General features: G+C 70.1%; 21 protein-coding genes and 2 pseudogenes. 7 read left to right on the top strand and 16 right to left on the bottom strand.

All coding sequences use genetic code 11. The features are described 5' to 3' along the window. Nucleotide 1: 1 nt before the first annotated feature. From ACWFR4_RS32560 to ACWFR4_RS32590, 7 genes are all read right to left on the bottom strand, one after another. Nucleotides 2-577: a GAF domain-containing protein gene (locus ACWFR4_RS32560; protein ID WP_453468269.1), complete on the bottom strand. Its 576-nt coding sequence runs from the start codon at nucleotides 575-577 to the stop codon at nucleotides 2-4. Continuing rightward, nucleotides 567-1253, bottom strand: coding sequence for a GTP-binding protein (locus ACWFR4_RS32565; RefSeq protein WP_453655723.1), 687 nt, complete (start codon nucleotides 1251-1253; stop codon nucleotides 567-569). Before ACWFR4_RS32565 ends, ACWFR4_RS32560 begins: the two co-directional genes overlap by 11 nt. After that, nucleotides 1231-1608: a DUF742 domain-containing protein gene (locus ACWFR4_RS32570; protein WP_116500782.1), complete on the bottom strand. Its 378-nt coding sequence runs from the start codon at nucleotides 1606-1608 to the stop codon at nucleotides 1231-1233. Before ACWFR4_RS32570 ends, ACWFR4_RS32565 begins: the two co-directional genes overlap by 23 nt. Nucleotides 1609-1610: 2 nt before the next feature. Beyond that, nucleotides 1611-2036, bottom strand: a complete 426-nt coding sequence (locus ACWFR4_RS32575) for a roadblock/LC7 domain-containing protein (protein WP_266568696.1) — start codon at nucleotides 2034-2036, stop codon at nucleotides 1611-1613. Further along, a complete protein-coding gene (locus ACWFR4_RS32580; protein ID WP_453655724.1) occupies nucleotides 2033-3700 on the bottom strand; it encodes a sensor histidine kinase in 1668 nt (555 codons plus the stop codon). Before ACWFR4_RS32580 ends, ACWFR4_RS32575 begins: the two co-directional genes overlap by 4 nt. Before the next feature lie 406 nt (nucleotides 3701-4106). Continuing rightward, nucleotides 4107-5585, bottom strand: a complete 1479-nt coding sequence (locus tag ACWFR4_RS32585) for a hypothetical protein (RefSeq protein ID WP_453655725.1) — start codon at nucleotides 5583-5585, stop codon at nucleotides 4107-4109. Between the two features lie 255 nt (nucleotides 5586-5840). Beyond that, complete coding sequence (locus ACWFR4_RS32590) at nucleotides 5841-6041, bottom strand: hypothetical protein (RefSeq protein ID WP_453470033.1); 201 nt, start codon at nucleotides 6039-6041, stop codon at nucleotides 5841-5843. 144 nt (nucleotides 6042-6185) lie between these two features. Here ACWFR4_RS32590 and ACWFR4_RS32595 point away from each other — a divergent pair, with 144 nt between their 5' ends. Beyond that, entirely contained in the window at nucleotides 6186-6404 is a 219-nt protein-coding gene (locus ACWFR4_RS32595) for a hypothetical protein (protein WP_453655726.1), read from the top strand. 29 nt (nucleotides 6405-6433) lie between these two features. On the opposite strand, the gene ACWFR4_RS32600 is transcribed toward ACWFR4_RS32595, so the two are convergent. Together ACWFR4_RS32600 and ACWFR4_RS32605 are read right to left on the bottom strand one after the other, a co-directional pair. Further along, nucleotides 6434-7627 (bottom strand): GDSL-type esterase/lipase family protein, encoded by a 1194-nt coding sequence (locus ACWFR4_RS32600; protein WP_453655727.1) that lies wholly within the window; start codon nucleotides 7625-7627, stop codon nucleotides 6434-6436. A gap of 85 nt (nucleotides 7628-7712) precedes the next feature. Further along, a complete protein-coding gene (locus ACWFR4_RS32605; RefSeq protein WP_453469529.1) occupies nucleotides 7713-8282 on the bottom strand; it encodes a TetR/AcrR family transcriptional regulator in 570 nt (189 codons plus the stop codon). Nucleotides 8283-8771: 489 nt separating this feature from the next. Here ACWFR4_RS32605 and ACWFR4_RS32610 point away from each other — a divergent pair, with 489 nt between their 5' ends. Further along, complete coding sequence (locus ACWFR4_RS32610; protein ID WP_453655728.1) at nucleotides 8772-9047, top strand: hypothetical protein; 276 nt, start codon at nucleotides 8772-8774, stop codon at nucleotides 9045-9047. 5 nt (nucleotides 9048-9052) lie between these two features. Here ACWFR4_RS32610 and ACWFR4_RS32615 read toward each other — a convergent pair whose 3' ends face one another. Beyond that, entirely contained in the window at nucleotides 9053-9484 is a 432-nt protein-coding gene (locus ACWFR4_RS32615; protein WP_453467429.1) for a VOC family protein, read from the bottom strand. Between the two features lie 99 nt (nucleotides 9485-9583). Beyond that, nucleotides 9584-10813 carry an MFS transporter gene (locus ACWFR4_RS32620; protein ID WP_453655729.1) on the bottom strand — a complete coding sequence of 410 codons (1230 nt, stop codon included), beginning with the start codon at nucleotides 10811-10813 and terminating at the stop codon, nucleotides 9584-9586. A 113-nt stretch (nucleotides 10814-10926) separates the two neighbouring features. Between ACWFR4_RS32620 and ACWFR4_RS32625 the strand changes: the two genes are divergently transcribed. Next, nucleotides 10927-11259, top strand: coding sequence for a DUF6233 domain-containing protein (locus ACWFR4_RS32625; RefSeq protein ID WP_453655730.1), 333 nt, complete (start codon nucleotides 10927-10929; stop codon nucleotides 11257-11259). 29 nt (nucleotides 11260-11288) lie between these two features. Here the strand turns inward: ACWFR4_RS32625 and ACWFR4_RS32630 are convergent. Continuing rightward, a pseudogene (locus tag ACWFR4_RS32630) lies at nucleotides 11289-11794 on the bottom strand (helix-turn-helix domain-containing protein); the annotation flags it as partial. A 26-nt stretch (nucleotides 11795-11820) separates the two neighbouring features. Further along, nucleotides 11821-13065 carry an MFS transporter gene (locus ACWFR4_RS32635; RefSeq protein ID WP_453655731.1) on the bottom strand — a complete coding sequence of 415 codons (1245 nt, stop codon included), beginning with the start codon at nucleotides 13063-13065 and terminating at the stop codon, nucleotides 11821-11823. A 239-nt stretch (nucleotides 13066-13304) separates the two neighbouring features. On the opposite strand from ACWFR4_RS32635, the gene ACWFR4_RS32640 reads away from it, so the two are divergent. Further along, complete coding sequence (locus ACWFR4_RS32640; protein WP_453655732.1) at nucleotides 13305-13517, top strand: hypothetical protein; 213 nt, start codon at nucleotides 13305-13307, stop codon at nucleotides 13515-13517. A gap of 27 nt (nucleotides 13518-13544) precedes the next feature. Here ACWFR4_RS32640 and ACWFR4_RS32645 read toward each other — a convergent pair whose 3' ends face one another. The 3 genes and pseudogenes from ACWFR4_RS32645 to ACWFR4_RS32655 all read right to left on the bottom strand — a co-directional run bounded on the left by ACWFR4_RS32645 (nucleotide 13545) and on the right by ACWFR4_RS32655 (nucleotide 15556). Beyond that, nucleotides 13545-14588 (bottom strand): hypothetical protein, encoded by a 1044-nt coding sequence (locus tag ACWFR4_RS32645; RefSeq protein WP_453655733.1) that lies wholly within the window; start codon nucleotides 14586-14588, stop codon nucleotides 13545-13547. Nucleotides 14589-15061: 473 nt separating this feature from the next. Further along, nucleotides 15062-15349: pseudogene (locus ACWFR4_RS32650) on the bottom strand (hypothetical protein); the annotation flags it as partial. A 12-nt stretch (nucleotides 15350-15361) separates the two neighbouring features. Next, on the bottom strand, nucleotides 15362-15556 hold the full coding sequence (locus ACWFR4_RS32655) for a twin-arginine translocation signal domain-containing protein (RefSeq protein WP_453655734.1): 195 nt from the start codon (nucleotides 15554-15556) through the stop codon (nucleotides 15362-15364). A gap of 414 nt (nucleotides 15557-15970) precedes the next feature. On the opposite strand from ACWFR4_RS32655, the gene ACWFR4_RS32660 reads away from it, so the two are divergent. The 3 genes from ACWFR4_RS32660 to ACWFR4_RS32670 all read left to right on the top strand — a co-directional run bounded on the left by ACWFR4_RS32660 (nucleotide 15971) and on the right by ACWFR4_RS32670 (nucleotide 22739). Beyond that, the gene (locus tag ACWFR4_RS32660; RefSeq protein ID WP_453655735.1) at nucleotides 15971-17446 is read left to right on the top strand and encodes a glycoside hydrolase family 47 protein; all 1476 of its coding nucleotides are present in this window, start codon (nucleotides 15971-15973) and stop codon (nucleotides 17444-17446) included. Nucleotides 17447-17599: 153 nt separating this feature from the next. Beyond that, nucleotides 17600-20203, top strand: coding sequence for a PA14 domain-containing protein (locus ACWFR4_RS32665; protein WP_453655736.1), 2604 nt, complete (start codon nucleotides 17600-17602; stop codon nucleotides 20201-20203). Between the two features lie 136 nt (nucleotides 20204-20339). Further along, a complete protein-coding gene (locus ACWFR4_RS32670) occupies nucleotides 20340-22739 on the top strand; it encodes a beta-L-arabinofuranosidase domain-containing protein (protein WP_453655737.1) in 2400 nt (799 codons plus the stop codon). Nucleotides 22740-22809: the final 70 nt, after the last annotated feature.

The raw sequence follows: 22809 nt of genomic DNA on the forward strand, positions 1-22809 counted from the left end.
GTCAGAGGCGGGGCTGCCCGGCACGCTCGTAGATGCGCACCATGGCCTGGTCGCGGAACCTCTTGATCAGGTCGAGGGAGCCACGCGCCGTCGCCAGGGCGCGGGGTTCGGTGCCCACCGCGCAGACGGTGCCGAGCGCGATGCCGGTCTCCTCGTCGATGAGCGGCGCCCCGAGGTACACGCGGATGCCCAGTTCGTCGACCACCGGGTTGCCGGCGAACCGGGGCGCCGCGTACACGTCGGGCAGGACGAGCGGGATGCGACGGCTGATGACCTCGGGGCAGTAGCCGTGGTCGCGGGCCATCACGCGGCCGACCTCGGGCCCGCCCGCCGCGTCGTGCGGGCCAAGGGTGTTGGGCAGGCCCTGCGGCGTGTGCAGTCCGGCGAAGAACTGCTGGTCGGTGATGAGGTTGACCATCGCGTACGGCGTGCCCGCCGCCTCGGCGAGTTCCGAGGCGAGGGCGTCGAGGTCGGCGGCCGCGTCGCCCAGGCCGAGCTGGGCGAGGCGTCCGACGCGCGCGTCGAGTTCGGTGTCGGGGGCTGCGATGTGCAGCCCCGTCTCTGCGTCAAAGGGCACGGTGCGGGTTCCCGTCGAAGGAGGAGGCGGCGGAGGAGGGCAACGAAGGCGAAGGGGTGGGGGCGGGCGGCTCGAGTGCGGGCTCGGACGCCGGCGCGGAGCGCAGCGACAGCGTGAGCGCGTACTCGACGAGCCTGATCAGGACCTGCTGGGTGGAGAACGGGGCGCGCGCGTCGAACATGATGACGGGGACGTCGGGGTTCAGCTCGATCGCGGACTGCACCTCCTCCGCCGTGTAGCGGTGGGCGGTGTCGAACTCGTTCACGGCCACGACGAAGGGCACGCCGCGGTCCTCGAAGAACTCGACGGCGCTGAAGCAGTCGTCCAGGCGGCGGGTGTCGGCGAGGACGACCGCGCCGATGGAGCCGAGGGCGAGGTCGTCCCACATGAACCAGAAGCGGTCCTGACCGGGGGTACCGAACAGCAGGAGCTGCAACTGCTGGCGCCACAGGGTGATGCGGCCGAAGTCCATGCTCACGGTCGTGGTGGTCTTGTTCTCCACGCCGACCAGGCTGTCGGTGGCCGCGCTGGCCGTGGTGAGGATCTCCTCCGTGGTCAGCGGTTCGATCTCGCTGACCGTGGCGACCATGGTCGTCTTGCCCACGCCGAACCCGCCGGCGATGAGTATCTTCAGCGCGGTCAGTGGGATGTCGTCAGAGGCTTCGAAGGCCTTCAAGTGCCGCCTCCAGGAGGAGTGGGTCGCTTCCGTCCGCCTCTCGCGGGGGAAGCGCGGGAACGAGTACGTGGGAGTCGAGCAGATCGGACAGAAGGATCTTGGTGACCTGTACGGGGACCCCCAGCCGGCCGGCGATCTCGGCGACCGACCGCGGTTCCCGGCCGCACAGTTCGAGCACCTGGGCGCTCTCGGGGCCGAGCCTGTCCACGGTCGAGGGGGCGAGGCCGGGGGCAGCCCGTACCCGGGACACGAGTCCCAGGGCACGGGCCGGGCGGGTGCGGCCGCCGGTCAGCGCGTAGAGCCGCAGCTGAGCGGTGTCCTCGGCCAGCCAGGGCTCGTCGGTGAAGTCCGGCACCGTTAGTCGACCAGAGCGCCGGAGGGCCCCGGTGCGGTGCGCGCGGGCGTGCCGAGGTGGCCTCTGACGCTCTTCACGAGCATCGCGATCTCGTAGCCGACCACTCCGACGTCCGCGCTCTTGTCGGTCAGCACACCGAGTACGCCGTTGACGCCGGCCCGGGAGACGAACAGATAGCCGCCCTCGCCCTGCACGATGACCTGCTCGACCCCGCCGAAGGCGCGCTGGATGGTGCCGAGACCGCCACCGAGCGAGCACATGCCGGTGGTGATCGCGCTCAGCCGGTCCGCGTCGTCGTAGCCGAGACCGTGGCTGTGCCGCATCACGCCGTCGCTGGAGGCCAGGACCGCGCCCGTCACGGCGGGCACCCTGGCGGCGAGGTCGGCGAGCAGCCAGTCCAGGTCCTGGTCGAATGATGGCTGGGTCATCGGTACTCCTGGGAGTCATAGCGCTGAGTGGGTGCCACCGGGGATCCGGAGGTGGCCCCGTCGTCCTGCTCGGCCCGCTGCAGTCCCGCGGTGAAGCGGGCGAGCAGGCCTGCGTCGATCGACTCGCCGTCGCCGTGGTCGGCGGCCGGCCCCTGCTCGCGCAGTTGGGGGGAGATGTGTGAGCGGCGTTCCTTGTTCCGCTGGGCCAGCACCGGTCGCCCTGTGGGGTCCTCGGTCGGCGCGGCGGCGGCGGGGGCGGCGGGCACCTGCCGCTGGGGAAGGGGCGGCTGCGTGGTCACGGCCGTGGCCTCCCGGGGTGCGTGCGGCCGTGCGGGGTCCACGGCTGCGGGCAGCGGCTGCGCCCGGCGGCTCGCGACCGGGGCGGGCGCGCGGGCCGGCTCCGGCTCGGCGGGGGCCGTCGGAGCCGCGGGCTTGTGCGCCGCCGTCTTCTGCCCGGCGCGGGACTCGTTGAGCACCGAGTGCGACAGGATCAGGACCGCCTGGACACCTCCGTAGAGGTTCTCCTGGAGCTGTACGGCGAGCCCGCGCCGCCTGGCTATCTTCGCGACCACGAACAGACCGGTGCGGCCGTCCTGCAACTGCTGGTCGACGTCGAAGAGTTCGGGCTGGGCGAGGAGGCGGTTCATCTCGTCCCGCACCTCGGCGGGCATGCCTAGGCCGCGGTCCTCGATCTCCACGACCATGCCGGACGCGGCCATCTGGGCGCGGATCATCACCTGCGTGTGGGGCGGCGAGAACTTGGTGGCGTTCTCGGCGAGTTCGGCGATGAGGTGGATGATCTCGACGGCGGAGTGGCCGAGGACCTCGTAGCCGGACGGCGGCGGCAGCACGCGGACGCGGGGGTAGTGCTCGATCTCCGCGACGGCCTGGCGCAGCACCGTGGCGAGCGGGACCGGGGAGCTGAAGTGGCGGGGCACGGCTCCGCCGAGGACCGCGAGGCTCTCCACCGCGCGGTGCACACGGGTGACGAGGTGGTCGATGGTGTAGAGCCGGTCGAGGTGCTCGGGGTCCTCGACGACCCGCTCGGCGTCGTCGAGTTGCTTCAGCGCGCGCGTCACGAGGAGCTGCAGCCGCCGGGCGATGTTGACGAAGGCGTCCACCTGCTGGCGCGTGCCCGCGTGGATCACAGCGCTCTGCGCCGTGTGCTGGAAGTGCCGCAGGTGCTGCTCCAGCGCGCCGAACGCGTGTGTCGCGGCCGTCTCGGGGACGGGCGCGGGGGCGTCGGGGCGGTCGCCGCTGCGCAGTTGCTCCGCGGTCCGGGCGACGCTCTGGTGCCCTTCGGCCGCGAGCGACGTCAGATGCTTGATCCACTCGCCGACCGCCGCGTCGTTCTCGGCACGCTGCCGGGTGAGCGTGTCAGCGGTGCTGTGCGCGGCCCGCCGTGCGACGGCGAGGACCGCCGCACAGCACACCCCGGCCGAGACCCCCGCGCCCCACACCAGCGGTCCGGAGGCCCCCGCCGCGGAGACGGCGAACGCTCCGCCCGCGAGGACGGCCACTGTTCCGGCGGGGGCCATGCCGAGCATCGTCGTGCGTCGGCGCAGGCCACGCTCGGTCCTCAGGTCGGCCGGAGCGGCCTTGCCGGCTCTCCGGCCGCTGCGGTGGGCGCCGGATGCGGTGGCGTCCGACGAGTAGTGAGACATAGGCGTCCTCAAGACGAGCGGGGGGCAGCGCCGGCGCGCCGACGTCCTTGTACGTGTCGGCCGCGCCCGCGGTCGTCCGAACCTCCTTGTGGTGGAGGCTCGTTGTGACTCGCGTGCATCTTGTCCAGGGTGGCTGTCGCGTGGCAAAACGGCCTTCGCGACGAACATCAACTCTGTCGGTCCGGCCCGGGCGGAGCTACGGGAAACCAGGGTCGTTCCGGGGTCGTTTCCCTCTTCCAGGTGTGAGATCGGCGCCCGCCCGGCGCCCCTACCGCCGGGTAGCCGGGTGCGGCGCCACTCCCCCAGGCCCGGGTCACACCCCCCAACGACCCGCAAACGACCCTGCCTGCCCCGGCGGCCAGACCGGGCCCGATCGCGGGCCCGGTCCCCGACCTCACCGTCACCCTCAGTCGTCGAACTCGCCCGCGAAGCGCAGTACTCGTTCGAGTTCCTCGACGGAGATGAGGCGGCTGCGCGGGCGCAGCATCCCCGCGATGCCGTACGCGCCCAGCTCGCGGCAGCGCCGCACCAGCCAGCTCCAGTCGAGGTCGAGATGGTGGGCGAGCGACCGCAGCCGCTCCTCCGAGCTGTCGCCCTTGGTGACGCTCTGGCTGCGGGCGTGGTCGACGACCTGGGCGTAGGCGCTGACATCGGCCAGGCTGTCGGTGGTGTCGACGTGCCAGATGCCTTCGGAGCCGAGCCAGTTGGCGGAGATGACACGGCGTCCGGGCACGAGTACGAAGCCGTCGATGCGCTTGTACTCCGGCTCGGCGCACACCGAGATCGTCTGCCCGTCGCGTTCCATCATGGCCACGGCCAGCCACAGCAGGATCCGCTCGTAGCGCTGGCTCGCCCCGGCGTCCGTCGCCGGGATGCAGAACACCCGCTCCGGCGCGGCTCCACCGTCGGCGAGGCGCTCCTGGAGCGCATGACGGAACTGCGTCCACGACGCGAAGAACAGCCACACCGCGGCTTCCTCCCCCGTCCGCACCGGGCTCCAGAAGACCGGCGGCGAGCTGCCCTCGTCGAGGCGCCGGATGATGTGCTCGGCACAGAAGTACATGCCGAGCCAGGCGCTGCCGACATTGGTGAGATCCGGCACGGCGGACCGCGCGACCGCCGAACGCCGCTGCGCCCACAGGGGTTCCAGGGTCTGCTGTTCGGCGTGCAGCACATGGTCGTTGGCCAGCAGGCTGTCGTCCAGGTTCAGCATCGCCCACAGCAACCCGTAGGTGAGGTCGTCGATCTTGTACGGGGTCGAGATCGGCAGCGTGTCGGCGGTGACCGCTAATTGACGGCGGGCGTGGGCGGCGTCGATGGCGTACAGGCCGTCGTCGCCGAGTGTGCCGAGGAGCAGCGCGCGGCGGGTGGCCCGCGTGAAGGCCCGTACGTGCGCGTGGTGGTGGGCTTCGATGACCACGCGGCCGTCCTGCTCGGCGGCCTCGTAGAGCTGGACGGCGACGGAGGTTCCGTCGAAGAACCGCTGGCCGTCCAGGTGCCACACGCCCTCCATGCCGGAGGCCCGGCCCATGGGGTCCAGGTAGGACGTGTCGAACATGGCGTTCAGGAGCCGCGCCGCGTCCCGCGCGGCGCTGGGTGCGATCTGCGGCAGTACGACGCCGCGCTCCACCGCGGGCCGCAGCAGCGTCTCGACATCGACGCCGAGCATGAACTCGAGGACGGCGCCGGCGTCACTGCGGGGTATCTGGTCGCCGGAGAGCCAGCGCTTCCAGGTGGCCTGGGAGGCGGTCACCGTCGCCAGGTCGGGGCGGTTCAGCTTCGCGGCTGCGAGCTGGGCGGACCGGGTGAACTCTTCTTCGAACGTAGCGAAGTGGCCGCAGCCCCGCTCGGTCAGCAAGGCCCGCAACAGCGTCCGGGGGCGCATCGATTAACTGTCTCCACGTCTAAGAGAGTCGCGAGCCCCCCGTGGCTCGCCGATTGTCCGGCCAGATTCGGTCAGCCCCTGGTCAGGGGTCCGGGTACGGACACGGACGCGTCCGAGCCGACCGGGCCCGGGCCGCGGAGATCAACTTCTTCATGCCGAGCATTATGCATACGGACCGTCAAACCATGGGCATGGGTTGTGGAATTGCTGTATCAACCGCCCGCCGACGCGATGGCTGAAATGTCGCCGGCCCGGTCAGCCGTGCCTGATCCACTTCCACTTCAGGAAGACCGTGATCACGGGTCCGAACAGCATGGCGAGCATCCACAGGCCGACGCTCGCAGGCGAGTAGATGTAGTACTGCCACGAGGCCGGAAGCGCCGACGGTGCCAGGAACAGCACCGTCAGAACAACCCAGGTCACCGCGACCACAATGATCATTCGTGCAGCTGTCACATCGCCCCCTCAGCGAGTGCCCAGCTTAGTCACAGGCCGCAGGCCCTCTCGCCGCCGCCTACAGCAGTCGCTCCACATGCTGAAGCAGCGCTTCCAGCGCCGCGCTCGGCCGACGGGCGTGGCCGTGGCGACGGCGCCCTCGCGGTGCCCGCGTCACGGGCGGGCGTTCTCGCCGTCTTCTTCACGATCGCCTATCTGGGCATGGGACTGCCCGCGATCCTGCTCAGCGTGATCATCCGGCACACGAGCGTCGAGGCGACGATGACGGGGTTCGCCGTCGCCCTGTCCGCCGGCGCGGTCGCGGCGGTGCGCGTCGCGATGCGCCTGGCGGAACAGAGGCTCGGCTCCGCGCGCCAGGGGTGACGCCACTCCCCCGTCGGCAGGGGTGAGACTCAGGGACGGTCGCCCGCCGGGAAGGCGAGCGGCCCGTCCGCGCCGAAGGCCAGGGCGTTGAAGCGGTCGCCCATGCGCCGGTGGGTGGCGGCGTCCGGGTGGAGCTGGTCGGGCAGCGGCAGCTCGGCGAAGTCCGCCTCGCCGTAGAGGTCGCGGCCGTCGAGGTAGTACAGGTTCGGATCCTCCGCCGCCCGCTGCTTCACGACGCGCGCCAGCTCGTCCCGGATGACGTTGAGCGTCAGCTTCCCCGCCGTCCGCTCCGCCGGGTCGCCGGCGGCCATGAACTGGAGCCTGCCCGCACTGAGGTTGCTGAAGTCCGGGACACTGGGGCCAGGAGTGTCCTCGTGGATGGCGCAGTAGATCGGCGACACGACCAGCAGCGGTGCGGTCGGGTGTCCCTCACGGATCGTGTCGAGGAAGCCGTGCACCGCCGGAGTGAACGCGCGCAGGCGCATCAGGTCGGCATTGACGATGTTGATGCCGATCTTGACGCTGATCAAGTCCGCGGGGGTGTCCCGCAGGGCACGCGCGGTGAACGGGTCGAGCAGGGCGCTGCCGCCCAGACCGAGATTCATCAGCTCCACGCCACCGAGGGCGGCGGCCAGCGCCGGCCAGGTCGTGCTGGGGCTCGCGGCATCCGAGCCGTGACTGATCGAACTGCCGTGATGCAGCCACACCTTGCGCCCGCTGTCAGGCGCGGACTCGACCGGGGCGTCGGCTCGCAGGGCGACCAGCTCGGTGATCTCGTTGTACGGCAGCCAGATCTCGACGTTCTTGATGCGGTCGGGCAGCCCGGTGAACCGCACGGTACCGGCGGGGCCGGGACGGGTCTCCCTGGTGCCGGTGGTCATGTCCATCATCTGGACGTTGCCGCCGGTGACACCGGCCTGCGCGGCCAGGCGGCCGTCGACCAGCAGGTCGTACACGCCGTCGGGGCGGGGCGGAGCGCCCTTGTAGGCCATCTTGGTGCGGAGCGCGTCCAGTTCGATGACGGTGGCCCGGGTGCGGAACACCAGCCGTACGCCGGAGGCCTGGGCCTCCGCCATGGCCAGTTGCGCGTCGGAGTACTGTGCGCGGGCCCGCGCGGGCAGCCGGTGCGGGAGCACACCGTGCTCGGTCCGCTCCAACTCGTACGCGCCACGCACGAGGTCCGTGGTGATGGGAGCAGTGGTCCAGTTGTCGTTCATGTGCATTGCCTCAACCTGTTGATCAATATGTCTGAGTGGCTGGAGCCGTTCCACCGTCGCCGATGCGTCCGCGGTCGGCGCGGGGCCGCGGTCAGGATGCGGGCCAGTTCCGCAGCGTGGCGTCGAGGGAGTCGAGGATCCGCGACCAGCTCTCCTGCGAGTCGGGTGCGCTGTGGCTGAACCCTCCCTGCATCTCCAGACTGACGTAGCCGTGGAAGACGCTGCCCAGGAGTCGGACCGCGTGGGTCTGGTCCGGCTCCGTGAGGTCGTAGCCTCGCAGGATCGCCCGCGTCATCTGCGCATGCCTGACGCCGGCGCTGGCGGCCGCTGTCTCCGGGTCGAGCCGCAACTGGGCTGCTGCGTAGCGCCCGGGGTGTTCCCTGGCGTAGTCGCGGTAGACGTTCGCGAAGGCGGCGAGGGCGTCTTTGCCCGCGCGCCCGGCGAGCGCCGCCGCTCCCCGGTCGGCCAGTTCCTCCAGGGCGAGCAGCGCGATCCCGGTCTTGAGTTCCTGGGAGTTCTTCAGGTGCGAGTACAGGCTCGCGACCTTGACGTCGAACTGCCTCGCGAGCGCCGAGACGGTCACCTTGTCGAACCCGACCTCGTCGGCCAGCTCGGCGCCCGCCCGGATCAGGCGTTCCCTGCTCAGCCCTACTCGCGCCATTACCTTCACCCCAATCAACGAAAGTGATTATGCAGTTGCCTAATACCTTTAGGCAAATCCATACGCACCTTAGGGAACACCTGCGGGGAAGAGGAGAGGGCAGCCGGCAGCGCGGATCGCCGCAGCGGCGCGCCGCCCGGCTGATCGGGGGCCCGAGTGGTGGCATGGGCCACGTCATTACCGGTCGCGCCCTTGGGTAGGCGGCCGGATGATCGTCTGGGTGGGCCCGCTCATCCAGGCAGGACCGAAGAACAGCGACACCCGGAGGTAGCAATGTCCTCGAAGCGACGCCGCAAGAAGAAGGCCCGCCGCAAGCACGCCGCGAACCACGGCAAGCGCCCCCAGTCCTGAGGGTCCTCGCCGGATGTGTCAGGGGCGGCGCCGGACGGCGCCGCCCCTGACCCGTTTCGCTCACACCCCTCCGGCATTCGTGTCACCCGCGCGAGCGCTGACCCGGATTCGCCCTGACTGCGACCTAGGATCCGCTGCGTGGCACACACCTTCGACGAACTCGTCGAGAGACAGCAGGCCGCGAACGCGGCACACCACGAGGTCCTGAGACTGCGGGACGGCTACGGACCACCAGGGCTCGAGCCGCGGAGCGAGTCCCAGACCCAGACGTACGAGACGGCCTGGCGTGCGTGGCGCGACCTGGCCCGCGATGTCCAGGAGGCCGTCACCGAGTACGCCAAGGACGAGGGCCTCGCCAGGAACGACGTCGAAGCGGACGTGAAGGCGAAGGCGGGTGACGGCCCAGACGCATAGCGCTCTCAGGTGGCGAAGACCTGCGAGTCGTCGGCGAACGCCTTGAACTCCAGAGCATTGCCCGCCGGGTCGAGCAGGAACATCGTCCACTGCTCGCCGGGCTCGCCCGCGAAGCGTACGTAGGGCTCGATGACGAACTTCGTGTCCGCGGCACGGAGCCGCTCGGCGAACTCCTGAAACGCGGGGATCGCGAGGATCAGGCCGAAGTGCGGTACGGGCACGTCGTGTCCGTCGACAGGGTTGTGGACGTGCTGGGCGCGGGTGGGCGCGAGGTGGGTGACGAACTGGTGGCCGTGGAGATTCCAGTCCACCCATGTGTCGGCGCTGCGGCCCTGCTCAAGGCCGAGCACCTCGCCGTAGAAGTGCCGGGCGGCGGACAGGTCGTCCACGGGCACGGCCAGGTGGAACCGCGGGATCGGCGAGTCGAGTTCGGTCATGGTGGGCCGGTCTCCTTTCGGGAGGCTGTTCGGTGACGGAGCGCCGGTCACGCTTGGCCACGTCGGACGACGTGGGCCTACCCGTGGGCAGCATCGAGGTCACACCGTCGAGGCCGCGATCCGTGCGGGCGCCGGATCTTGGCGCGTTTTCGCCGCCCACCGCGCCACCGGCCCCAGCGCGTACGACGCCGCCAGTACCAGGCCGCCGAGCAGCAGCCATCCGGTCGTGCCCATCCCCAGCAGCAGCGCGGTGAGCAGCAGCGGGCCCAGTGTGCGGGCCACAGTGACGCCCGTACCGAAGAAGCCCTGGTACTCGCCGATGCGTCCGGCCGGGGCGAGGTCGAAGCCGAGCTGCCAGGATCCGGCCGACTGGAGCATCTCGGCGGCGACCAGGAGCACCGACCCACCGACCAGGGCGGCGACCGCCACCCAGACCGAGCCGGCGGCCGAGGCGGCGAAGACACCGCAGGCCAGCAGCATGAGCACGCCCGACCGCCGGATGGCGCGGGCCGCCGTGGAGAGGCCGGAGACCGAGCGGGCCGTGCGGACCTGGAAGAGCATCACGGCGCCGGTGTTGAGGATGAAGAGCGCGGAGACGAGCCATGTGGGGGCGTCGGTACGCTCGTTGATCCACAGCGGGAGCCCGAGGCTGAGCAGCGGCATCCGAAGGAGAAGGACGGTGTTGAGGAGCGTCACGGCGGCATAGGGCCGGTCCCTCAGCACTTCGAGCTTTGCTCCCCGGACGGCTGGTGCCGGTGCGACGGCTGGGAGCCGCAGCAGGACGAGCGCGCAGAGGACGAAGCTCAGGGCGTCGATCGCGAAGACCGTGAGATACGCCGACCTCGTCCCGGCGGACAGTGCGAGGCCGCCGAGCGCCGCGCCCACCGCCAGACCCGCGTTGAGTGTCGACTGCAGGTGGGCGAGCGCGCCTGTGCGGTCCTCCTTGGCCACGAGACCGGCGAGCAGCGCCTGGCGTGCGGCCGCGAGTCCCGACTGAGCGCTCGCGTAGAGGCAGGCGGCCACGAGGAAGGGGAGGAAATCGCGTACAGCCAGGAAGGAGCCGACCGCGGCGCCGGTCGCGAGGGCGAGCAGGACCGCCGTTCCGCGCGGGCCCCGGCGGTCCGCGATCCTGCCGAGCGGCACCCCGACGACCGAGCCGACCGCCCAGGCGACGGTGAGGCCGAGGCCGATCCTGGCGGGCGCGAGGCCGACGACGTGAGTGAAGTAGAGCGCCGAGGTGACGTAGTAGGCGCCGTCACCGAGCGAGTTGCTCAACTGGGCCAGGGCGAGGGTGCGTTGAGGGCCGGCGGGCGGCAGCAGGTTCGGCATGTCATGGACGGTACGCGCATTGCGGCCCATCCCCGTGGGGCAATTCATGGCCTTGCGCTTGGGCCATTTGACGAGCGCACCGCCTGGCCGGAAAGCGTCGTAGACTCGAACACATGTCCGAACTGCCGCCCGACCTGCCAAGGCTCCGCACACTGGAGACATGGCTCGTGCTGTCCCTGGGCAGAGTGCGCCGCAAGATCGCGGAGGCGGAGCGGCAGGAAGCCGAGAAGCAGCGCGGCGAACGGGACCGGCCACCGGCCCCCGACTGGCTGATCGAGATGGGGCTCGGCGGACGCGCCCCTGTGTACGTGCACGTCGGCGGCTGCCACATGGCGGGCAAACGGTCGCGAGGCGTCACGGACGACCAAGCGCGCCGCGCGCTGTGGGAACAGGTGCCGGCCTGCCCGCACTGCAAACCCGACGGGGTGCTCGGAGTGCTGGACTGACCCGGTGGCGGGCGCCCGTCAGCGCGCCGGTTCCGAGGCGACAGTTCACCGACCAGAGCCGTCAGCCGCGGATCGTCGGGATACTTGGCGGCTTCCGTGCGCAGCCGGGCAACACTGGTACGCGCGACCGTCTCCCAGTCCGCGTACCAGGCCCTCATGGCCGGGTCGGTGAAAATGATCCGGACGTAATTGCGCTGCTTTCCGGGATCCGGCCGAAATCCGTGACCAGCGCTTCTGCCTCGTGGCGCTTCCGGGACCGACCGGGGCTCTTCCCCGCCGGCCCGAACAGGTAGTCGCGCTGATCGTCGTCGAAGTGCAGGACGCGCGCCAGCGTGCCGAGGACGGGCGCCGACGCCTGAATGCGCCCCTGCTCAAGGCGGGTGTAGTAGTCGGTGCTGATCGAGGCCAGCTGCGCGACCTCTTCCCTGCGCAGTCCCGCCACGCGCCGCGGCCCACCGCTGTCGGGCAGCCCGACCGTGCGGGGGCTGAGCTCTGCGCGTCAGGCCTTGAGGAACTCACCCTTACTCGGTCGCAATTCAGACGAGGCGGCCCGGTCGCATTTCAGACCTGAGAAACAGGCCGCACCGCCTCGAGAGACATCTCCCGTGCGGGCACAGGCCGTTGAGCCCAGCGGACGGCGAAGGGGGCCGCCAGGCCGGTGACGGCGAACAAGGCGCCGACGACGTACCAGCCGGGCCGGCCCCACGTGATGCAGAGCGCGATCAGCAGACTGGGACCGAGCGCGTCCGCCAGGCCCGCACCGAGACCGAACACGCCGAGGTACTGGCCGGTGGCCCGTTCGGGGGCGAGGGCGAAGGACACCTCGAACCCCGCGGCGGAGTGCCACAGTTCGCCGACCGTGTGGACCACCACCGCGGCCATGAGGAGCGTCACGGCGGCCCATGCCGGGACGCCCGCGGACAGCGAGATCAGCGAACAGGAGACGAGGAAGACCACGCCTGCCCGCCGGTACGCGCCGCCACCCGCCGCCGGGGAGTTGATGGTGCGGCCGGCCCGCACCTGAAGGGCGATGACGATGACGGTGTTGACGAGCATCGTGCCCGAGATGAGCCAGTGCGGTGCGCTCGTGGCGACGACCAGCCACAGAGGAATGGCCACGGTGAGCACCTTGAACTGGATCGCCATGATGCCGTCCAGTGCCGTGAGGAGGAGGTAGGGCCGGTCCCGCAGCGCGATCCAGCGAGGGCCGGCGGCCGCGGGTTCCGGAGCGACCGGCGGCAGGAAGAGCAGGATGGCCGCGGAGGCACCGAAGGCGACCGCGTTGCCGATGACCAGGAGCTGGTACGCGGTGTGGGTACCCACCTGGAGGGCCCAGCCCGCCAGCAGTGCGCCGAGGGAGATGCCGATGTTGGTGACGGCCCGGAGGTAGGCGCGGAACTCTTGCGGCCGGTCCCCGCCGAAGTGCCTGATGAGAGGGCTGCGCGCGGCCCGTCCCGCCGCTTGTGCCCCGGTCGCGGCACAGACCGCCAGGACGAACGGCCAGAAGCTGCCCACCAGGGCGAAGCCCCCCGTCGCCAGCGCCTGCACGACGATGGTCGCCGCGTAGACGCCGCGCGCCCCGCGCCTGTCCGCGAGGTGGCCCGCGGCTATGCCCGTGGCGAGCGAGGCGAAGCCGGCGACACCGAGTCCGAGTCCCACCTGCGTCGCGGGGAGGCGGACGTCCTGGGTGAAGTACAGGACTCCGGCGGTCAGGTAGAGGCCGCTGCCGACCGTGTTGACGAAGTTCGATGCGGCGATGACGCGTCGGGGTCCCGCTTCGGGCATCAGCTGGGGCATGACGGGCATGTCGTGGCTCCGCGTCCTGGGGCAGGCAGTAAGGACCGGAACAGCTTGTTGCACATTACTTGCAATAGCAAGAGGGGTGCGTGATGCCGTCGGCGAAGAACCACTGGGGGAGCCTGCACACACAGAGCGAGCCCCGCCCGGCCGGGGGGGGTGGGCCGAGCGGGGCTCTGTCTCTATCTTCCAGCAAAAACGCCTGGCCACCGGATGCACGCGCCCAGCATTCGGATGACCCTGTACTTGTGGACGTCGCGCCGATAGTCGTGTACCGCCCCTCGCCCACGAGTGGGCGCAGGGTGACGGCGCGCGGACAGATACTCGGCCTCGCGCACTCCGACATGGAAGTCGTCGAGTTCCTGCACCGGGCCGGACTGCCGGACGCGGAGATGCTGCTCGACGACGCGGCGTGGGTGAAGTGGCGCGGCGGCAGGGCCCACCGCTACGAGGCGGCGTAGCCGGCCCGCCGAGGAGCTCCCAACCGCTCAGCCCTCCCGGCTTCCGGCACGGTTCAGCAGGTCGAAGAAGGTGTCACCACGGACGAACTCGAACGGGTCCCCCAGCAGTTCGCCGAGCTCCGCGACATCGCTCGGGGTCCAGCTCCAGGCGTTCACGGCACCCGCGACGAACAGCGGTGAGCCGCCGTCCCAGTCCTTGATGTGCTTCAGCAGCCCGTTCCGGTACTCGGCCGCCTTTCCCTGCGGGAAGAAGTTGCCGATCACCGGCAGCCCCGCGGGCCTGATCTGGAGATCCCCCGTCTCCCAGGACTGGATGATGCCGCGCAACTGCGTGTGGTCCCGGTAGGAGCGGACGACACGCTCGTCGAACGGGACCCATCCGTCGCCAGCCGCGTTGCGGGGGTTGTACGCGTAGACGAGATCCAGGCCGGTGCGGCGCAGGAAGCGTCCGGTGAGTGCCGTGTACGCGTCGAGGGCCTTCTCGGGCCAGGACCCGGCATAGGTGTAGCCCGCGCCCGAGGGGCCCGCGATCAGCAGGTCGTTGCCGGTGGCGGTCTTCTGGTAGTACGCAAGGAGCGCGGGTCCGATGTCGGCGAGCAGGGGGCTGACCGTCCAGTTGACGGGGACGGCGCCACGCTTCGGGTCGTCCCAGATATCACGCATGTGGCGCTGGCAGTACTGGACGTTGTCGCCCTCCCCGAACGTGAGGGAGAGGTAGACGCGGTTGCGGAGGGTGGACTTCTGCCGGGGACGGATCTTGGCGGAGACCTTCGCCGGGACGCCGGCGTGCACGGTGCCGTTCATGTAGAAGTCGGCGGGCACCACCTCGATGCCGTGCTGCGAGGCCCGGTCGACGCCACCCCACTCCCCCACCACGTCGTTGGAGAACCAGCCGGCGTACGGGGTGGTGGGCTCGACGCGGCTGAAGATCTCGTCGAGGAGCTCGCCCGTCCCGCCGGACGGCGGCAGCCATACGACCATGGCGCGGCTCGCGACCGCGTAGTCCCGTAGGGGAACGGTTCGACGCGCGTGGGTGCCGTCGTCGTCGCGGTGACCAAGTACTGGTTCCACACGTCGACCTCGGCTACGAGTTCCCGGGTGCCTGCCGGCGCGGTGAACCGATAGATGAAGTAACCGCCGCCGTCGCAGAACCGGTTGGCGTCCCCGCCCATCGCGGAGTTGACGCCGTCGAAGAGGTACGGGGTCTCGGCGTCCGTGCCGGGCGCGAAGGAGGCGACCACCTGCCCGTCCGCCTTCACCTTGACCGAGCCGACCGACGCGCCCCAGCCGTCGTCTCCGTAGGAGTCCTGGAAGCGGAGGTAGACGCCGTCCTTGCCGGTGAGTTCCGTGCTCAGGTCGAAGGTGCGCACCTGCCGGTTCGACGAGTCGCGCACGCGCTCGGCCTCGCGGGCGAGCTCGCGCCACTGCACGCCGTCGGCACGTACGGTCCTCGTCGGCGGCAGCCCGGCCAGAAGTGTGTGGGTGCAGCGCGGGAACAGATGATCCAACTGCCAGCGGTACGTGGCGAGTACGTCATCGGCGTCGAACCGGCCGCGCAGGTCGGCCACGGTGGCGAGGCCGTGGTCGCGGGCCCGGTCCGCCGTGGCGGCGACGGCGTTCTCCAGGCCCGCGAGGGTCGTGGCGACGTTCACCGAGTCGGGGACGCCCGGTCGTAGAGGACGCTCCGCGCACGTCGTCGCGGTAGCGGCGCACGAGGCTGGTCGCGTGGTCGTGGCGGGTAACGGTGGCGCCGGTGCCAGGCAGCCACCGCAGGTCCACGTCGCCGCTGTCGAAGTTGAAGCACAGGCGCGGGCGACGGCGGTTGACGACACCTTGAAGGGTCGTCAGGAGCAGCTGGTCGTGGCCGTCCAGAGTGCTGACATCCGCGACGTCGAGGTGGGTGGGGCGGCCGAAGGACGGCAGGAGGGGGCGGGCGCAGCAGATTCGGCGGCACCGGCCGGATTCGGCAGGCCCATACCCAGCCCTCCCGCCGCGAGGGCCGCACCGCTTGCCTGGAGAAGGCTTCTTCGGGACACCATCGGCGATCACTGCTCCTTGGGAGAGTAGAGATGACATCGTTGTCACGCGACCGGTTGCACTCGATCAGAAGATTGCGGCGCCGTGGAGCATGACAACACGGGTGCGGCACCGTGTCCACCCATCCGTCAGAGCCTCGCAGGGCAGGCGGAATTGGGCACGACCGCACTCTTGCCTCCGGACCATCCAGCTCATATAACGTTGTAAAGAACACGTGGTGAAGCACCGCCTCCGCACCGCGGTCCGCGCGGCTGCGAGTCGAGGCCGTGAACAAGAGCGCCGAGCGCTACCTTCTCTGACGACCCGTCAGCACTCTGAGACCCCTCCGCATTCGGCAACCGCGCCCCCGTGAAGGATGACAACGTTATCAATTGCCCTGCAGCTGTGGGCTGTCGGGCAGAAGGCGAGATCCCCGCATGACTTCGACCTTCCCCTCCCCCTCTCCCTCCGCCTCCGGCAGGAGAAGCCTCAGCCGCCGCGGTGTCCTGCGCGGCTCCGCCCTGCTCGGCGCCACCGCCGCGGCCTCCGGGCTGCTCGGCTCCCCGCTCGCCGGGGCCGCCACGAGGCCCGCCGCAAGTCCGGGCGGCCGCCATCTGCCTCCGGCGGACCGCGCGAAGGCGGCCCAGGTGCGCGCCGAGTTCCTCCATGGCTGGAACGGCTACAAGAAGGCCGCCTGGGGGCACGACGAGGTCAAGCCGGTGTCCGGCACGAGCAGCGAGTTCTTCGTCCCGGGCCGTCCCGTCGCGCTGTCGGTGATCGAGGCGCTGGACACGCTCTACGTGATGGAGCTCGACGACGAGCTGAAGTTGAGCTGCGACTACCTGGAGAAGCATCTCGACCTGGACATCGACGGCGACTTCCATGTCTTCGAGGCGATCATCCGCGTGGTCGGCGGCCTGCTGTCCGGCTATCTGGTGACCCGCAGGCCGAGGCTCCTGGAGCTGACCCGCGAGGCGGCGGACCGACTGCTCCCGGCGTTCACGAAGTCACCGACCGGCATCCCGTACACGCAGGTCAACATGCGTACCGGTGCCGTCTCGGGGAAGACGCCGCCGCTGGCCGAAGTGGGCACGAACATCCTTGAGTTCGGGGTGCTGTCCCAGCTGACGGGCGACCAGAAGTACTACCAGGCAGCGAAGAAGGCCTATCGCGAGACGATGCGTCGGATCTCTCCGCTCGGCCTGCTCGGTACGTCGCTCGACGTCGAGACCGGGAAGTGGGCCGACGGGACCGACACAGCTCCGAACCCGCCGGTGGACTCGTTCTACGAGTACCTGTGGGGCGGCTGGGAGCTGTTCGGTGACCGGGACCTGCTCAACTGGTACCGCGAGACCACGCGCGCGATCCTGCGGCGCCAGTCGGTGACCGTCGACGGTCATCTGTGGTTCCGCCAGGCCGACATGAACACCGGAAAGACCACGGGGACCCGCGCCTCGGAGCTCGCCTCGTTCTACGGCGGCCTCCTCGCGATGAGCGGCGACCTGCCGCAGGGTGAGGCCTACTACCGGTCCTGGTCTGCGGTCATGCAGCGCTATCCCGTCCTGCCGGAGGAGATCGACTACACCGACTTCTCGGCGACGCAGAAGGGCAATCAGCTCAGGCCGGAGTACGTGAACTCCGCGTTCAACCTCTTCCAGCTGAACGGCCGGCAGGAGTGGCGCGATACCGCGTGGACGTACTTCCAGGGGATGAAGAACCTGCGCGTCGACGGCGGTTACACCATCGCGTCGGACGTGACCGTCTCGCCGATGGCGCTCGGAGACCTGACTCCCGCGTACTGGTTCGCCGAGAACATGAAGTACCTCTACCTCATCTTCGCCGCCGCCCCGCGCTACGACTACCAAACCGGCTATCTCTCGACCGAGGGCAAGCTGCTGCGCGGCGTGCGCTGATCCCGGCCGGCCCCCGGCGGCAACCGGGGGTCGTCTTGTCATGACCCTGGACAGCGCACCTGAGGGCGTGCTGTCATGCCAACTGCCCGTTCCTTCCAACGTTGTACAGACGCAGATGACGAGCCGCCCCCCTTCCTCAGTCAAGGAGGATTCGTGCGCACCAAACGACTCAGAGGCCGACTGGCCATGCTGCTGGCCGCGGGACTGGGCCTCGCGGCACTCACCGTGTCGCCGTCGGCGACAGCGGCCGACGACCCGGTCGAACCCCACGGCCTGAAGGGCGAGTACTACACACAGTCCGCCTCCGGAGCCTTCGACTTCCACGAACTCAAGGCCACCGGCTTCGACCCGAAACTCGACTTCGACACCCTCGAGCCGCGGCTGCGGACGGCCACCGGCCAGGCCGACGACGCCAGTGTGCGCTGGACGGGCAAGGTCGTACCGGAGAAGACCGGCGCGACAACGTTTTCCATCACCGGCGACAACGGCTTCCGGCTCTGGGTCGACGGCAAGCTCGCCATCGACCACTGGGTCGACGACTGGGACAAGGAACAGACCTCCCAGCCCGTCGAGTTGACGGCCGGCAAGGCGTACGACATCAAGGTCGAGTACTTCGAGCACTTCGGCGGCTCGAACCTCCATCTGCGCTGGACCGAGCCGGGCGAGAGCAAGGAAGCGATTCCCTCCTCCGCCTTCCGACTGCCCGACGGCTGGGACTACGACGGGGCGATATCCACGACCGTCCTCAAGGACGGCCGTACCCTCAAGCTCGACTTCGCGCAGTCCCTCGCGACCCCGCCGGCCGGCCTCGCGGATCACCTCCAGGCCGTGATCGGCGGCGCCCAGTGGCCGCTCTCCACGATCAAGGCCGACCCGGCCGATCCCCGCACCCTGCTCGTCGGGCTCAAGGAGCCGGTCGTGGGCAAGAAGGGCGGCGGCGCGTCCGGCCAGGCCGATGTCACGTACGACGGCAAGGGCGGGCTGACCAGCACCGGTGACAAGGCCGTCGGCCAGTTCTGGAGCAGCGGCCCGAACGACTCCGAGTACGAGCTGCGTACCAAGTGGGCCGACGAGGTGGGGCCTAAGAACGCCCACCCCGAATACCCGCGCCCGCAGCTCACCCGGGACGCCTGGCAGAACCTCAACGGCGAGTGGCAGTTCGCCGCGGCGAAGTCCGGTGACAAGCCGCCGGTCGGCCAGCAGCTCGGCGAGAAGATCCTCGTGCCCTACCCGGTCGAGTCGCAGCTCTCCGGCATCGAGCGCCACGAGGACCGCATGTGGTACCGCCGCACCTTCAAGGTCCCCGCGGGCTGGAAGGTCGGTGACGGCAAGCGCCTCCAGCTGAACTTCGGCGCCGTCGACTGGCAGTCCGAGGTGTACGTCAACGGCACCAAGGTAGCCGAACACAAGGGCGGCTACGACAAGTTCAGCGCCGACATCACGGACGCGCTGAAGCCGGGGCGCACCCAGGAGCTGATCGTCGGCGTCTACGACCCGACGGACGCGCAGGGCGGCGAGAACCCGCCGGTCGGCAAGCAGCGCCTCGACCCGAGCGGCATCTGGTACACCCCCTCCTCCGGCATCTGGCAGACCGTGTGGATGGAGCCGGTCGCGGCCGATCACGCCGCCGACCTCAAGATCACACCGGACGTCAAGGCAGGCAGGGCCACCGTCGAGGCCAAGGGCGTACGGGACGGCGTGCCGGTCACGGCGACGGCGTACGACGGCAAGCGCAGGGTCGCCACGGCGAGCGGGGTCACCGGCGCGCCGCTGACCCTGAAGATCGACAAGGCGCATCTGTGGTCGCCCGACGACCCGTTCCTCTACAACCTCAAGGTGAACGTCGGCAAGGACAGCGTCGGCAGCTACTTCGGGATGCGTTCCATCTCCGTCGAGAAGGTGAACGGCACGCCGCGCACCCTCCTCAACGGCAAGCCCGTCTTCATGATGGCCACGCTCGACCAGGGCTTCTGGCCCGACGGGCTGCACACCGCGCCGACGGACGAGGCGCTGGCCTACGACCTGAAGATGCACAAGCAGATGGGCTTCAACTCGGTCCGCAAGCACATCAAGGTCGAGCCAGACCGCTGGTTCTACTGGGCGGACAAGCTGGGTCTGATGGTGTGGCAGGACATGCCGGCCATGAGCGCGGCGCCGGACGCGGCCGCGCGCGCCGAGTACGAGCGCGAGATGAAGACGATGATCGACCAGCACAGCAGCCACCCCTCGGTGGTCATGTGGGTCACCTTCAACGAGGGCTGGGGCCAGTACGACGTGGGCCGCATCGCCGAGCAGGCGAAGGCCTGGGACCCGACGCGCCTGGTCAACAACATGTCGGGCCTCAACCTCGGGGCGGACGGCGGGACCGGCGACATCATGGACGAGCACGGCTACCCGAGCCCGGCCCTGCCGCCGCATCCCGACGGCAAGCGCGCCCTGGTCAGCGGCGAGTACGGCGGCCTCGGCCTCGCGGTGCCCGGTCACGCGTGGGCGGTGCAGCAGTCGTACGTGGACGTCGACCCGGCGAAGTACACGGACGACTACCTCGCGCGGCTCGCCGAGGTGCACAAGCTGGCCTGCCAGGGCAGCAACGGCGCCGTGTACACGCAGATCTCGGACGTCGAGGGTGAGCTCAACGGCCTGGTGACGTACGACCGCAAGATCGTCAAGCCGGATGTGAAGCGGGTGAAGGCGGCGCAGGACGCGCTGATCCGTGACGCCTCGCAGGCGACCGTGGCCGGCTGCTCCGGCAGCTGAGCACGGTCTGACATGTGCCTGGTCCCCCTTCCGCGCTCCGTCGGGGCGGAGGGGGGACCGGGCGCGGCTCGCCCTTCTTGCACGAGCACGGCCCTTCGCATCCCCTCCCCCGTACCCCCCGAACAGGAGCACCCGCATGCCTGTCAGCAGACGCGCTCTTCTCGGTGCCGGCGCCCTGGGCCTGGGCGCCGCGGCGCTCGGCGGCCCGTTCGCCACGTCCGCGGCGGCGGCTTCACGCCCGTCGGCCGGCACGCTGCTCCCGGACGCGTTCCGGAAACTGCCTTCCGGCAGTGTCACAGCCCGTGGCTGGCTCGCAGGGCAGCTGAAGCTCCAGCTCGACGGGCTGTGCGGCCGGTACGAGGACCTCTCCCACTTCCTGGACTTCGACAACACCGGCTGGGTGCACCCCGAGCGAGGCGCATGGGAGGAACTGCCGTACTGGCTGCGCGGCTACGTCCCGCTCGCCGTCGCCACCGGTGACGAGCACGCCCTGGCCCGTTCGCGCGAGTGGATCGACGCGATCCTCGCCACGCAGGAGAGCGACGGCTTCTTCGGCCCGCGCGCGCTGCGCACCTCGCTCAACGGCGGTCCGGACTTCTGGCCGTTCCTACCGCTGCTGATGGCATTGCGGACCTACGAGGAGTACACGCGCGACCGGCGCGTGGTCCCGTTCGTCACGCGCTTCCTGCGTTTCATGAACGCCCAGGGGGCAGGAGCCTTCAACTCCAGCTGGGTTTCGTACCGTTGGGGTGACGGGCTCGACATCGCGGTGTGGCTGTACCGCCGTACCGGGGAGAAGTTCCTCCTCGATCTGGCAGGCAAGATGCACACCCTCGGGGCGGACTGGACAGGCGGCACGCCCTCGCGCCACAACGTGAACATCGCCCAGGGATTCCGTGAGCCGGCCCAGTACGCACAGCTCACCGGCTCGGCCGAGCTGACCCGGGCCACCTACCGCGGTTACGACGCCGTGATGGGTGCGTACGGCCAGTTCCCCGGCGGTGGCATGGCGGGCGACGAGAACTACCGGCCCGGCTTCGGCGACCCCCGTCAGGGCTTCGAGACCTGCGGCATCGTCGAGTTCATGGCCAGCCATGAACTGCTCACCCGCATCACCGGTGACCCGGTGTGGGCAGACCGCTGCGAGGAACTCGCGTTCAACATGCTGCCCGCCGCACTCGACCCGCAGGGCAAGTCCCTGCACTACGTCACCAGCGCCAACAGCGTCGACCTGGACAACACCCCGAAGACACAAGGGCAGTTCCAGAACGGCTTCGCCATGCAGTCCTTGCAGCCCGGCGTCGACCAGTACCGCTGCTGCCCGCACAACTACGGCATGGGCTGGCCCTACTTCAACGAGGAGCTGTGGCTCGCGACGCCCGGCGACGGGCTCGCCGCCGCCATGTACGCCCCCTGCACGGTCCGTACGCGGGTCGCCGGCGGCACCGAGGTGACCATCGTCGAGGAGACCGGTTACCCCTTCACCGAGACCGTCGAGTTCAGGCTCTCCACCCCGAAGCCGGTGCGTTTCCCGCTCCAGTTGCGAATCCCGGGGTGGTGCCGCGGGCCCGAGCTCCTCGTCAACGGCAAGCGCCTGGCGGCCGGGGACGGACCGGTCTGGGCCGAGGTGGAGCGCACCTGGCACGACGGGGACGTGGTGACGCTGCGCCTGCCGCAGCGCACTTCCGTACGCCACTGGCCCGACAACCATGACGCCGTCAGCGTCGACCACGGACCGCTCGCCTACTCCCTGAAGATCGGCGAGCAGTACGAGCGCTACGCGGGCGACGACACGTTCCCCCACTACGAGGTGCACGCGACCTCCGCCTGGAACTACGGCCTGTCGCCCGACGCCGGGCTCTCGTTCCGGCGCGACGACGGGCCGGTCGGGGACAACCCGTTCACCCACGGAACGACGCCGGTGCACATCACCGCGCGCGCCCGTCGCATCGAGGAGTGGGTCGCGGACGACGAGCACGTCGTCGCGCCCCTGCAAAGCGGACCGGCCCGCAGCGACGCACCCGTCGAGACCGTGACACTCGTACCCATGGGCGCGGCCCGGCTGCGGATCACGGCGTTTCCCCAGGCCTCGCCCGACGGCAGGGCATGGACGCCTGAGCCCGTGTTCCGGCGCATCGCCAACAAGCACAGCGGGAAGGTCCTGGCGGTCGACGGCATGTCGACGGAGAACAGCGCCCGCGTCGTCCAGTTCGCCAACTCCGGTACGGGCGATCACGCGTGGCAGCTCGTCGACAAGGGCGACGGCCGGCATCTGATCCGTAACGGCCAGAGCGGCAAGGTCCTCGGGGTCGACGGGATGTCCACGGCGGACAGCGCACACGTCGTCCAGTACGAGGACAACGGCACCGCCGACCACCTGTGGACGCTCGTCGACAGCGGGGACGGGTGGTACCGGATCCGCAACAAGAACAGCGGCAAGGTCCTCGGAGTGGACGGGATGTCGACGGCGGACAGCGCGCAAGTCGTCCAGTTCGATGACAACGGGACGGACGACCACTTGTGGCGGCTGCTCTGACGTCGTGACCGATCGTGGCGGGGGGGGGGGGTGGCGCGGCGGGGCGGGGGGGGGGGGGGCCGGGGGGGGG

Source organism: Streptomyces sp. NPDC055140, assembly GCF_053607285.1.

Bases quoted from the DNA above. Each gene is read 5' to 3' on its own strand.
- ACWFR4_RS32575 (WP_266568696.1), bottom strand. From the start codon at position 2,036: ATGACCCAGCCATCATTCGACCAGGACCTGGACTGGCTGCTCGCCGAC.
- ACWFR4_RS32580 (WP_453655724.1), bottom strand. From the start codon at position 3,700: ATGTCTCACTACTCGTCGGACGCCACCGCATCCGGCGCCCACCGCAGC.
- ACWFR4_RS32585 (WP_453655725.1), bottom strand. From the start codon at position 5,585: ATGCGCCCCCGGACGCTGTTGCGGGCCTTGCTGACCGAGCGGGGCTGC.
- ACWFR4_RS32600 (WP_453655727.1), bottom strand. From the start codon at position 7,627: ATGCACATGAACGACAACTGGACCACTGCTCCCATCACCACGGACCTC.
- ACWFR4_RS32605 (WP_453469529.1), bottom strand. From the start codon at position 8,282: ATGGCGCGAGTAGGGCTGAGCAGGGAACGCCTGATCCGGGCGGGCGCC.
- ACWFR4_RS32615 (WP_453467429.1), bottom strand. From the start codon at position 9,484: ATGACCGAACTCGACTCGCCGATCCCGCGGTTCCACCTGGCCGTGCCC.
- ACWFR4_RS32620 (WP_453655729.1), bottom strand. From the start codon at position 10,813: ATGCCGAACCTGCTGCCGCCCGCCGGCCCTCAACGCACCCTCGCCCTG.
- ACWFR4_RS32625 (WP_453655730.1), top strand. From the start codon at position 10,927: ATGTCCGAACTGCCGCCCGACCTGCCAAGGCTCCGCACACTGGAGACA.
- ACWFR4_RS32635 (WP_453655731.1), bottom strand. From the start codon at position 13,065: ATGCCCGTCATGCCCCAGCTGATGCCCGAAGCGGGACCCCGACGCGTC.
- ACWFR4_RS32655 (WP_453655734.1), bottom strand. From the start codon at position 15,556: ATGGTGTCCCGAAGAAGCCTTCTCCAGGCAAGCGGTGCGGCCCTCGCG.
- ACWFR4_RS32660 (WP_453655735.1), top strand. From the start codon at position 15,971: ATGACTTCGACCTTCCCCTCCCCCTCTCCCTCCGCCTCCGGCAGGAGA.
- ACWFR4_RS32670 (WP_453655737.1), top strand. From the start codon at position 20,340: ATGCCTGTCAGCAGACGCGCTCTTCTCGGTGCCGGCGCCCTGGGCCTG.